Raw genomic sequence first — 10108 nt, forward strand, 5'->3', positions numbered from 1 at the left:
CCGGACCCGGCGGAGTTCAGCGGTCGGCCCTGCGGCGTTTGCCGCCCATCAGGCGCGGGGGCGGGCCGGCCGTGGTCGCCGGGGTGGGCACCGGGCGGACGGCGGCGTACTTGTCGTCGTATCCGCCCGGTGCCTCCACCGCCTCGTCGGTGGGGGAGAGCCGCACGACGTACGACTCCTCCGCCCAGCGCTCCACCTGTCCCTCATGGGTCGCCGCGTTGAGGCGTTCCTTGGCCAGGACGGAGGTGACCTCGTCCCACAGGTCCGTGCCGGGCCGCACCTGCTCGCAGGCGGCGACGAACGACACCAGCCGCCCGCCCTTGTCCTTGCTGCGCAGCGTCACCCGCACCCGGTCGGCCTCGGGCAGGCCGGGCAGGGGCTGCTCGCCCTCGCCGCCGGTCAGAACGTAGGCCGCGCCGTCGTGCCACACGTGCCAGGCCGCCCGCGGCTGCGCCAGCCCCGGCAGGTGCAGCCACATCAGCCCGGACTTCTTGGCCGCCTCCTCCACCAGCGCCTTCAGCTCGCCCATGCCCTCAGCGTCTCACACGCCCCCCGGTAGCATCCGGCCATGCGGTCACGACGTACCACTCTGGCGGTCCCCGGCAGCAACCCCCGGTTCATCGAGAAGGCGCAGGGACTCCCGGCCGACGAGGTGTTCCTGGACCTGGAGGACGCGGTCGCGCCCTCGGCCAAGGAGGACGCCCGCAAGAGCATCGTGGCGGCGCTGAACGAGGGCGACTGGTCGGGCAAGGTGCGCGTCGTCCGCGTCAACGACGTGGAGACCCCGTGGGCGTACCGGGACGTGATCGAGGTGGTGGAGGGCGCCGGCGCCAACCTGGACTGCGTCATGCTGCCCAAGGTGCGCGACGCCTCCCACGTGCAGTGGCTGGACCGGCTGCTCACCCAGATCGAGCTGGCCATGGGGTACGAGCCGGGCCGCATCGGCATCGAGGCGCAGATCGAGGACGCCCGGGGCCTGGCCGGGGTGGACGAGATCGCCGCGTCGTCGCCCCGCCTGGAGACCCTGGTGTTCGGCCCCGGCGACCTGATGGCCTCCCTCAACATGAGGACGCTGGTGGTGGGCGAGCAGCCGCCCGGCTACACCGAGGGCGACGCCTACCACTACATCCTCATGCGCATCCTCACCGCCGCCCGCGCCCACGACCTGCAGGCAATCGACGGGCCGTACTTCAACGTCCGCGACGTCGAGGCGTTCACCCGGGTGGCGCGGCGCTCGGCGGCGCTGGGCTTCGACGGCAAGTGGGTGCTGCACCCGGCGCAGATCGAGGCGGGCAACGAGGTCTTCTCGCCCACCCAGGAGGACTACGACCACGCCGAGCTGATCCTTGAGGCGTACGAGTACCACACGACGGTGGAGGGACGCGGCGCGGCGGTGCTCGGCGACGAGATGATCGACGAGGCGTCCCGGAAGATGGCGCAGGTGATCGCCGCGAAGGGCCGGGCCGCGGGCCTGACGCGCACCCGGCGCTTCGAGCCGCCGTCCTGACCGCCGTCCTGGCCGCCGTCCTGATCTCGGCGCGGAGGACATCGGGCGACATCGCGCGCTGTGGCGCGAAAGGCACTGACCGGCACGTACGATTCGTCCCAGGTGCTGGTCGTCACGAGGGGGTTGTTCGGTGCCGGATCCAGCGGACGCCAACGGCTGGGCGCCACCTGACGACCCCGGATCGTCCCAAGGGCCTCCGCAGGCGCAGCCCTACCCCCAGCCTGTGCCGCCCCCGTACACCGGCCCCCAGCCGTACGGGACGCCTCCGTCTCAGCCCTATGGCGCGCAGCCCCAGCCCTACGGGCAGCCCCAGCCCTACGGCGCCGCGCCGCAGGCCTACGGCTCTCCCTATCAGCAGCCGTACGGCTACCCGGGGTACGGCTACCCGGGTTACGGGCCGCCGGTCAAACGGCCGTGGACGGTGCCCGTCCCGGGCGGGGTGCCCTACCACCGCATGGCCCGCAACGCCGTGCACCGCTGGTGGCGGCCCCTGGCCGGCACGCTGACGATCCTGGGCGGCGCCCTGTGCGCCATGCTCGCGCTGACGATCGTCGGGACGGTCGTCTACGTGCTCGCCACGGGAGAGATGCCGGAGCCCTCGCAGTCGGCGACCTCGTTCTTCGGTGACTCCACCGCGGACCTGACCTTCAACCTGGCCGCCCTCGCGGTGCTGCTGCCGGTGGTGCTGCTGGTGCCGTGGTGGGTGCAGCGGCGCCGTCCCGGCACGCTGTCGTCGGTGGCCGGGCGGCTGCGCTGGCGCTGGCTGCTGGTCTGCGGCGGCCTGGCGATCGGGTTCTGCCTGGTGTCGTTCGGCACCTCGTGGGTGGCGGGCCAGTTCGCGGCGCCGCCCAACGGCGGCGGCGAGGATCACTGGGTCGGCTGGGGCGAGTTCCTGCTGCCCGCCCTGATCATCATCGCGCTGGTGCCGTTCCAGGCGTCGGCCGAGGAGTACGTCTTCCGCGGCTGGCTGCTGCAGGCGGTCGGCGCGTGCACGCTGGAGAACGGCACCCGGCGCGTCGCCCGGGCGCTGAGCGTGGTGTTCCGCACCCCGTGGCCGGGCATCGTGGTCGGCTCGGCGCTCTTCACCTCCGGGCACGGCTATACCGGCTGGGGCATCCTGGACATCTTCGTCTTCGGCGCGGTCGCCGGATGGGTGACGGTGCGCACCGGCGGCCTGGAGGCGGCCATCGCCATCCACGTGTTCAACAACCTGATGGCGTTCCTGCTGCCCGCCGCCGTCGGCAAGCTGGACATCGAGCAGGGCGCGATCCCGTGGCAGTACGTCGTGGCGGACGTCGCGCCGATGCTGCTGTACGCGGCCGTCGTGGCGTGGCTGGCGCGCAAGATGCGCATCCAGACCGTCACCGGGGGCTCGGACCAGCCGGACGCCTCGGTCGACACGCCGCCGTCCACCGGCGTCCCAGGCGCCACCGTGGGAAGCGTCCCCGGCGCGCCCAGCGGCCACGCCGTCCCGGGCGGACACGGTGTCCCAGGGGCGCAGGGCGTACCCGGCGGGCACGGCTTCCCGGCCGGGGGAGGGCAGGGCGTGCCCGGCTGGCCCGGCGCCCCCGGCTCCTAGTCGCGCCCCGTCCCTACGGTGCGTCGCGTACGGCGCCGCCGGAACCGGCGAACGGATCCACCGGGGGCGGCGGCATCCCGGGGACGACCAGCACGCCCCACTCGGTCAGGGCCTCCACCAGACCGGGGGACGTGGGCAGGCGCAGCAGTTCCTCGGGCGTGACCCAGCGGACGTCGGCGGCGTCGTCACCGGCGGTCAGGCCGCCGCCGATCGGCGTGGCCAGGTAGTCGAAGATCTCGTAGACGACGTCGCCGGGCCCGGGGCGTTCCACCGAGCCGACCAGGGGGCCGACCGCCACCCGCAGGCCGGTCTCCTCGCGCAGCTCGCGCGCTACAGCGGTCACGTCCGTCTCGCCCGGCTCGACGCGTCCGCCGGGCACCGACCACCGTCCGGCCGCGGGCGGCCGGGCCCGCCGCACCAGCAGCAGCCGCCCCTCGTGGTCGCGGACGATCCCGCCCACGCAGCGCACCCGCATGGCCACCCCCTCGCACGCCTCCGCCTATTTTGTCCTGGTTTTGCGATCCGGGCCACCGGGCGGACCTTGACGAAAACGGGGTCCGGCACGCACTGTGGGTAACCATGAGGGCGGAGCCCACGTGCCCGCGCTGCGGCAAGCGTGTCGGTGCGCCGAACCTCTGGTCGAGCGACTGGAGTTGTCCCGTGCACGGGGCGGTGCTGCCGCGCCAGCCGTCCCGCCGACCCGAACCCGAGGGGCTGGCCGCCGCCGTCCGCGACTCCCGCGTCCCGGTGTGGACGCCGTGGCCGCTGCCGCTGGGGTGGCTGGTCACGGGCTTCGTCACCGTGGGAGACGAGCGCACCGGCACCCGCGCGTCCGCCGTGGCGGTGTCCGGGCCCGGGCTGGTGAGCGGCCTGGCCGACATGCTGCTGGTCGCCGAGGAACCGGGCATCGGGCTCGGCGCGTACTACGCCGGGCTGGCCGGCCCCGACCCCGGCGAGGGCTTCGACAACGGGCCCCCGCACGTCAAGGTCGAGGTCAGCGGCCCCTTCGCGGTGTGCGACCATTCGGTGCCGATGTGGTCGATCCCGGGCGGCCCCGACCGCGCCGTCTACGTCGGCGAGGCCATGGGGAACTGGCTCTGGGTGATCCTGTGGCCCGCGGACGCCGGAGTCCTCCTGGTCGACCGCACCCACCTGGTCGACCTGCGCGATCCCGGCATGGAACTCGATCTTCCCTACGGCGCCTTCTGTCCCCGTCTCGACGCCTGAGTAGCCTCCTGCCGTATGCGCATCGACCTGCACTGCCACAGCGACGCCTCCGACGGCACCCGCCCGCCCGCCGAGGTGGTCCGGCGCGCCCGCGCGGCCGGGGTGGACGTCCTCGCCCTCACCGACCACGACACGGTGGCGGGCTGGGACGACGGGGCGGCGGCCCTGCCGCCGGGGATGACGCTGGTGCCCGGCGTCGAGTTGTCGTGCCGGCAGGACGGCGCCAGCCTGCACCTGCTCGGCTACCTGTTCGACCCGTCCGCCCCCGACCTGGCCGCCGAGCTCGCCCGGATCCGCGCCGACCGGGTGATCAGGGCGCGGACCATGGTCGAGCGGCTGCGCGGGCTCGGCGTGGACGTCACCTGGGAGCGGGTGCGGGAACTGGCCCGCGGCGAGGCCGTCGGACGGCCACATGTGGCCCGCGCGATGGTCGAGGCCGGGGCGGTGCGCACGCTGGACGAGGCGTTCACCCCCGACTGGATCGGGGCGGGCGGCCGCGCGTACGCCGACCGCTACGCGCTGGACCCGGCACGGGCGGTCCGGCTGATCCGCGGGGCGGGCGGCGCGACGGTGCTGGCGCACCCGAGGGCGCGCCGCCGCGGGTACGTGTTCGGCGACGCCGTCGTGGAACGGCTGGCCGAGGCCGGGCTCGCCGGGATCGAGGCGGACCACCCCGATCACGACGCGTCCGACCGGGCGCGGCTGCGGGACCTGGCGTCCGCGCTGGGCCTGTTCGTCACCGGCTCCAGCGACGACCACGGCGCGGCGACCGGCGACCGCATCGGCTGCGAGACCACCTCGGCGGCCGCCTACGCGGCGCTGCTGGACGCCGCCGCCGGCGCCGTCCGCACGGGATGAAAGGCCCGCGGCTCCCCGCGCGGTCGTCCCTGGCTCGCGGACGCGCGCGATAGGGTGCGGAACGTGGACGCGCGCATCGATCAGGTGGTGACCACGGGGAAGGTCACCCTGGACGACGAAGAGTACGAAGTCGAGAGCAACACCTACATCGTCGGAGACGACGACGAGGTGATCGTGATCGACCCCGCCAACGACGCCGAGGCCGTGCTGAAGGCGGTCGGCGAGCGTGAGGTCATGGCGGTGATCTGCACCGACGGCAACGAGCACAAGCTGTCGACGGTGCTGGAGGTCGCCGCGGCCGGCGAGGAGGACGAGGAGAACTGGGCGCCGATCGCGCTGCACCGCGCCGACCGGCTGCTGTGGCGGGACTTCTTCGGGCGGCTGGCCCGCGAGGAGGAGGACGAGGACGACGCCACGGCGCTGCGCTCCCTCGAGCCCGACATCTGGCTGGAGGACGGCGGCGTGTTCGAGATCGCCGAGGCCCAGCTGGAGATCGTGCACACCCCGGGGCACACCCCCGGCAGCGTGTGCGTGATCAGCGAGCAGCTCGGCGTGCTGTTCTCCGGCGACACCCTGCACCGCGGCCGCCCCGGCGCGATCGGCGGGGTCTACGACGACCTGCGCAAGCAGCTCAACTCCATCGGGGCGCTGCTGACGCCGCTGCCCAAGGACCTGCGGGTGCTGCCCGGCCAGGGCGACGAGACCACGGTGGGGGAGGAGGACGCCCGCTGGGAGAGCTGGGGTGCCCTCGCCCGGGACGGCGAAGACGCCTGACCGCGGTCGCGTCGTGGGTGCCGAACAGCTGCCGCTGGCGGGCATGCCCCAGCGGCTCTACACGTGCACGCCGTCACGGCTGAACTCCTGGCTGGACTGCCCCCGCCGCTACCGGATGACCTACCTGGACCGTCCGTCCCCGCCCAAGGGGCCGCCGTGGGCGCACAACAGCCTGGGCGCCAGCGTGCACAACGCGCTGGCCGCGTGGTGGCGGCTGCCGCGGGCCGAGCGCACTCCGGAGCAGGCGGGCACGCTGCTGGTGCGGGGCTGGCTCACCGAGGGGTTCCGGGACGCCGAGCAGTCCGGCCGCTACCGCGAGCGCGCCCGCGAGATGGTGGAGCGCTACGCCGCCCGGCTCGACCCCGACGACGAGCCGGTGGGGGTGGAGCGCACCGTGGCGACGCGCACCGACAGCATCGCGGTGTCGGGCCGCATCGACCGGCTGGACGACCGCGGCTCGGAGCTGGTGGTCGTCGACTACAAGACGGGACGGCACGTCCTCACCGCCGACGACGCGCGCGGCTCCCTGGCACTGGCGTTGTACGCGCTGGCCGCGTCCCGCGTGCTGCGCCGCCCCTGCCGCCGCGTCGAGCTGCACCACCTGCCCAGCGGCGAGGTCGCGGTGTGGGAGCACACCGACGAGTCGCTGGGACGCCACCTGCGCCGCGCCGAGCAGATCGCCGCCGAGGCGGCCGCCGCGGACGAGGCGTGCCGCACCCGGCTGAAGAACGCGGTGCCCCGGCCGCGTCCCGGTGAGGGCGGCGCCGTCACCGTCCGGCACGACCCCTACGACGAGCACTTCCCGCCGCGTCCCGGGAGCCTGTGCTCGTGGTGCGACTTCCTGAGGCATTGCCCGGAGGGCCGGCAGGCCGCCTCCCCCAAGGAACCCTGGGCGGCCCTTCCGGAAGCCTGAACCGGGGGCCTGGGATCAGGGTGTGGGGCCGGGCCGTGGGCCGGGGTCAGGCCGCCGCGACCTTGCGGCGCGCGGGCCAGCGGCGCGGGTCGCGCAGCCCGTACAGGCCGCGCCCGACGTCGTAGCCCTCGGCGGCCAGCCGCCGCCGGGCCCTTTCCAGCATGTCCCGGGTGGGCTTGGCGAACGCGTAGTCGTGCATCCGCTCGGGCACCGAGTTCATCGCCAGGCGGAACGAGCGCAGCGCCGCGGTCACGGCGGGCCGCGGCACCTCCGGCAGGATCCCGTACATGGCGCGGGCCCAGTCCGGCAGCGAGTAGTAGCACAGCGCGCCGAACGGGAAGTAGCCGGGCTTCCCGGCGTTCAGGAACCGCAGGTTCTCCGGCAGGTTCGGCCACAGCAGGAACCGCACCGCGGCCCTCGCCTCGTCGGTGACGCGCAGCACGGGCCGCGTCTCGGCGAAGTACGCCTCCATCTCGGCCACGCTGCCGGGCACCTCGTCGGCGTGCAGGCCCACGTAGGTCGCGGTGTGCCGCTGCTCGTCCAGGTACCGGTCGGCCATGGCGTCCGTCAGCGGCAGCCCGGCGCGGCGCGCCACCTCCAGGTAGGAGTACACCTCGGCGCAGTGCACCCACAGCAGCAGCTCGGGCTGGTCGAGCCGTTCCCTCCTGCCGGTGTCGTGGTTGAGGATGCGCAGGCTGCGGTGGATGCCCCGGACCCGGGCCGCCAGCGCGTCGATCTCCTCAGGGCTGCCGAAGGTGGCGGTGCCCACGAAGTCGGCGGTGCGCCGCAGGCGGCCGAACGGGTCCTCCTGGAAGGTCGAGTTCTGCCACACCCCCCACATCGCCACCGGATGCAGGGCCTGGAGCATGAGGCCGCGCACCCCGCCGACCCACATCGACCGGTCGATGTGCACCCGCCAGGTCACGCTCTCAGGGGGCTGGACGGTCGCCGGCATTCGCCACCTCGCCAAGGGTCGCCGATGAGACAAACTTCAGTAAGTGTGTCATTACATCCGCGGGGCGGCATCCCCCTGTGACGAGCCTCACCACAGAGGCCGGTGTGTTCGCAGAGCGAGGTCGCGGAGGGCGGGGTCAGAAGGACGACCCGCAGCGCCACCGCCGCTCGGAGGCGTTCCAGAAGTCGGTGAGGGCGCCCGCGGTGGTCTCCGGCGCCTCTACGGCGGGCGAGTGCGCGGAGCCCGGGATGACGACCTTGGCCGCGTCGAGCCGTTCGGCCATGGCGGCCTGCTCGCGCGGGTCCCACACGTCGTCGTCCTCGCCGTACAGCACCAGGATCGGCAGCCCGGCGTCCTCGGCGGCCTTGGCCAGCTCGTCCACCCGGTCGGGCGCCGTCAGCAGCTCGGCGGCCATGGTGCGCAGGCCCAGCTCGCAGTTGCCCAGCGTGCGCGCCCTGAGGAAGTCGACGATCTCGGGGGCCAGGCCGCGGGAGCGCGCGTCCGGCTCCAGGCTGAGCGTCCAGATGCGGTCCATGCCCAGCTGCGGGATCGCCTCCATCAGCGCCCGCGCCTTGGCCGCCGACGGGCCGTCCACGCCCGCGGGGCCCGAGCTCATCAGCGTGTAGGAGATGAGCCGCACCCGGCCCGCCAGCACCGTCTCCCTGGTGACCAGGCCGCCGAACGAGTGGCCCACCAGGTGCACCGGGTCGGGGCCGAGGGCCTCCGCCAGCGCCGCGACGTCCTCGCCCAGCGCGGCACGGGTGTAGAGGGACGGGTCTTCGCAGCCCGGGGACTCGTACTGGCCGCGCATGTCGACGGCCACCACGCGGCGCCGCCCGGCGTTCGCCAGGGTCTGCAGGACGGCGAGGAAGTCCTCCTTGCTGCCGGTGTAGCCCGGGACGAGGAGGGCGGGGCAGTGTTCGGCTACGCCCGAGCCCGGCATGCCCTCAAGGGCGGCGAACCTGCCACGGGAGGTCTCCACGTACGTCCGACGCACGTTCGGGGGCAGGGTCAGGAACCGGGGCGTACTCACAGGGTGCCACCATACTAAATATGCATTCTGGAACACCGGCGAAGCTCGTTCGGTGGTAGCGTCGCCGACGTGACGGCCATCTCCGCGCACCGCCGGGACGCGGCGGGCCTGGCGGGCCTGCGGACGGCGATCGCCTCGGGTGCAGAGTACGTCGAACTCGACGTGCGCCGCACCGCCGACGGCGAGCTGATCGTCCATCACGACCGGACCGTGGCCGGGCTGCCGCTGAGCCGCTGCACCTACGAGCGGGTCCGCGCGCTGGCGCCGCGCCCCGTACCCCGGTTCGCCGACGCCCTGCGCATGATGGCGGGCCGCTCCCTCGGCCACCTGGACCTCAAGGAGCGCGGCTGCGAGCACGAGGCGGTCGCGCTGGCCCTGGACGTGCTGGGCCCGGGCCGCTTCGTGGTCACCACCGGCGAGCCCGCCTCCGTCGCCACGATCAAGAACACGTTCCCCACCGTGACCACGGCCCTGTCGGTGGGCCGCGGCCTGTGGGAACGCGGCGCCGTCGGCGACTTCGCGCCGGTGCGCCCGCTGCTGGACTCGGGCGCCGACATGGTCGCCCTCAACCACCGCCTGGCCCGCGTCGGCGTGCTGCGCCAGTGCGCCCGCGCCGGGGTGCCCGCCATGGTCTGGACGGTCAACGCCCGCCCGCTGATGCGCCGCTTCCTCGCCGACCCCCGGGTGGCCGTGCTCGTCACCGACCACCCCCACACGGCCCTGCGCCTCCGCGACGCCCGCACCCCCCGACGCGGCTGACCCGAGCCAGAGGATCAGTCGGCGGGCGCTGGCGGCCGCACGGGCGCGGACCTGCGACGCCGACCAACATCGACCGCTGACCGCCCCCTGCCGCGTCTCCGCCGGCCCCCTGGAACGCGCCGTGCAAGCAGTGCCTTGCCAACCGGTCCTTTTTACGGACGGTTCCAGGAAGCGTCCTCGCCTTCTGAGGACGTGGTTTCACTAAGGCCCAACAAAAGGAGAATTCGACATGACGAAGCGGATTGGCTCTGCGGTCACCGCAGTGGTGGCCACGGTTGCGCTGGTGGTGCCCTCCCTCGCCGCCTGCGAGAAGGACCGCCGCTGCGTGGACGCCACGGGCCAGCCTGTGGCGGACTCCTACTGCGAGAACGGCAAGTACGGCTACTCGTGGACCGACAAGGTCAGGAAGAACAAGCACCGCAGCGGTTCCAGGAGGGCGCACCGCCGGTGATGTAGTCCGAGGCGGGGCGGCGTCGTCGTAGACGACGGGCGTTTCGCCGTGG

The 10108-nt window shown here is 73.8% G+C and carries 12 protein-coding genes; 8 read left to right on the forward strand and 4 right to left on the reverse strand.

Annotated features, from left to right (window positions below; all coding sequences use genetic code 11):
• Positions 1-16: 16 nt before the first annotated feature.
• Positions 17-529, reverse strand: coding sequence for a hypothetical protein (locus ABD811_RS28675; RefSeq protein WP_344953979.1), 513 nt, complete (start codon positions 527-529; stop codon positions 17-19).
• A 39-nt stretch (positions 530-568) separates the two neighbouring features.
• Between ABD811_RS28675 and ABD811_RS28680 the strand changes: the two genes are divergently transcribed.
• Together ABD811_RS28680 and ABD811_RS28685 are read left to right on the forward strand one after the other, a co-directional pair.
• A complete protein-coding gene (locus ABD811_RS28680; RefSeq protein WP_344953982.1) occupies positions 569-1507 on the forward strand; it encodes an HpcH/HpaI aldolase/citrate lyase family protein in 939 nt (312 codons plus the stop codon).
• A gap of 130 nt (positions 1508-1637) precedes the next feature.
• Entirely contained in the window at positions 1638-3086 is a 1449-nt protein-coding gene (locus ABD811_RS28685; protein WP_344953985.1) for a CPBP family intramembrane glutamic endopeptidase, read from the forward strand.
• Positions 3087-3099: 13 nt separating this feature from the next.
• On the opposite strand, the gene ABD811_RS28690 is transcribed toward ABD811_RS28685, so the two are convergent.
• Entirely contained in the window at positions 3100-3561 is a 462-nt protein-coding gene (locus tag ABD811_RS28690) for an NUDIX hydrolase (protein WP_344953988.1), read from the reverse strand.
• A gap of 104 nt (positions 3562-3665) precedes the next feature.
• Here ABD811_RS28690 and ABD811_RS28695 point away from each other — a divergent pair, with 104 nt between their 5' ends.
• From ABD811_RS28695 to ABD811_RS28710, 4 genes are all read left to right on the forward strand, one after another.
• On the forward strand, positions 3666-4313 hold the full coding sequence (locus tag ABD811_RS28695; protein ID WP_344953991.1) for a DUF6758 family protein: 648 nt from the start codon (positions 3666-3668) through the stop codon (positions 4311-4313).
• Positions 4314-4328: 15 nt separating this feature from the next.
• Positions 4329-5171 (forward strand): PHP domain-containing protein, encoded by an 843-nt coding sequence (locus ABD811_RS28700; protein ID WP_344953993.1) that lies wholly within the window; start codon positions 4329-4331, stop codon positions 5169-5171.
• A 63-nt stretch (positions 5172-5234) separates the two neighbouring features.
• Entirely contained in the window at positions 5235-5945 is a 711-nt protein-coding gene (locus ABD811_RS28705) for an MBL fold metallo-hydrolase (protein WP_344953995.1), read from the forward strand.
• 13 nt (positions 5946-5958) lie between these two features.
• A complete protein-coding gene (locus tag ABD811_RS28710; protein ID WP_344953997.1) occupies positions 5959-6858 on the forward strand; it encodes a RecB family exonuclease in 900 nt (299 codons plus the stop codon).
• Positions 6859-6904: 46 nt separating this feature from the next.
• Here the strand turns inward: ABD811_RS28710 and ABD811_RS28715 are convergent, their stop codons facing one another.
• Positions 6905-7813, reverse strand: a complete 909-nt coding sequence (locus ABD811_RS28715; protein WP_344953999.1) for an oxygenase MpaB family protein — start codon at positions 7811-7813, stop codon at positions 6905-6907.
• Between the two features lie 136 nt (positions 7814-7949).
• Positions 7950-8846, reverse strand: coding sequence for an alpha/beta fold hydrolase (locus ABD811_RS28720; protein WP_344954001.1), 897 nt, complete (start codon positions 8844-8846; stop codon positions 7950-7952).
• 69 nt (positions 8847-8915) lie between these two features.
• On the opposite strand from ABD811_RS28720, the gene ABD811_RS28725 reads away from it, so the two are divergent.
• Positions 8916-9605, forward strand: a complete 690-nt coding sequence (locus ABD811_RS28725; RefSeq protein WP_344954003.1) for a glycerophosphodiester phosphodiesterase — start codon at positions 8916-8918, stop codon at positions 9603-9605.
• Positions 9606-9834: 229 nt separating this feature from the next.
• Positions 9835-10056 carry a hypothetical protein gene (locus tag ABD811_RS28730; protein WP_344954005.1) on the forward strand — a complete coding sequence of 74 codons (222 nt, stop codon included), beginning with the start codon at positions 9835-9837 and terminating at the stop codon, positions 10054-10056.
• The last annotated feature ends 52 nt before the right edge of the window (positions 10057-10108 follow it).

Source organism: Actinomadura miaoliensis (assembly GCF_039536785.1).
Classification (GTDB): Bacteria; Actinomycetota; Actinomycetes; order Streptosporangiales; family Streptosporangiaceae; genus Spirillospora; species Spirillospora miaoliensis.

Coding starts and splice junctions, on each gene's coding strand:
- ABD811_RS28675 (WP_344953979.1), bottom strand. CDS start 529: ATGGGCGAGCTGAAGGCGCTGGTGGAGGAGGCGGCCAAGAAGTCCGGG.
- ABD811_RS28680 (WP_344953982.1), top strand. CDS start 569: ATGCGGTCACGACGTACCACTCTGGCGGTCCCCGGCAGCAACCCCCGG.
- ABD811_RS28690 (WP_344953988.1), bottom strand. CDS start 3,561: ATGCGGGTGCGCTGCGTGGGCGGGATCGTCCGCGACCACGAGGGGCGG.
- ABD811_RS28695 (WP_344953991.1), top strand. CDS start 3,666: ATGAGGGCGGAGCCCACGTGCCCGCGCTGCGGCAAGCGTGTCGGTGCG.
- ABD811_RS28700 (WP_344953993.1), top strand. CDS start 4,329: ATGCGCATCGACCTGCACTGCCACAGCGACGCCTCCGACGGCACCCGC.
- ABD811_RS28715 (WP_344953999.1), bottom strand. CDS start 7,813: ATGCCGGCGACCGTCCAGCCCCCTGAGAGCGTGACCTGGCGGGTGCAC.
- ABD811_RS28730 (WP_344954005.1), top strand. CDS start 9,835: ATGACGAAGCGGATTGGCTCTGCGGTCACCGCAGTGGTGGCCACGGTT.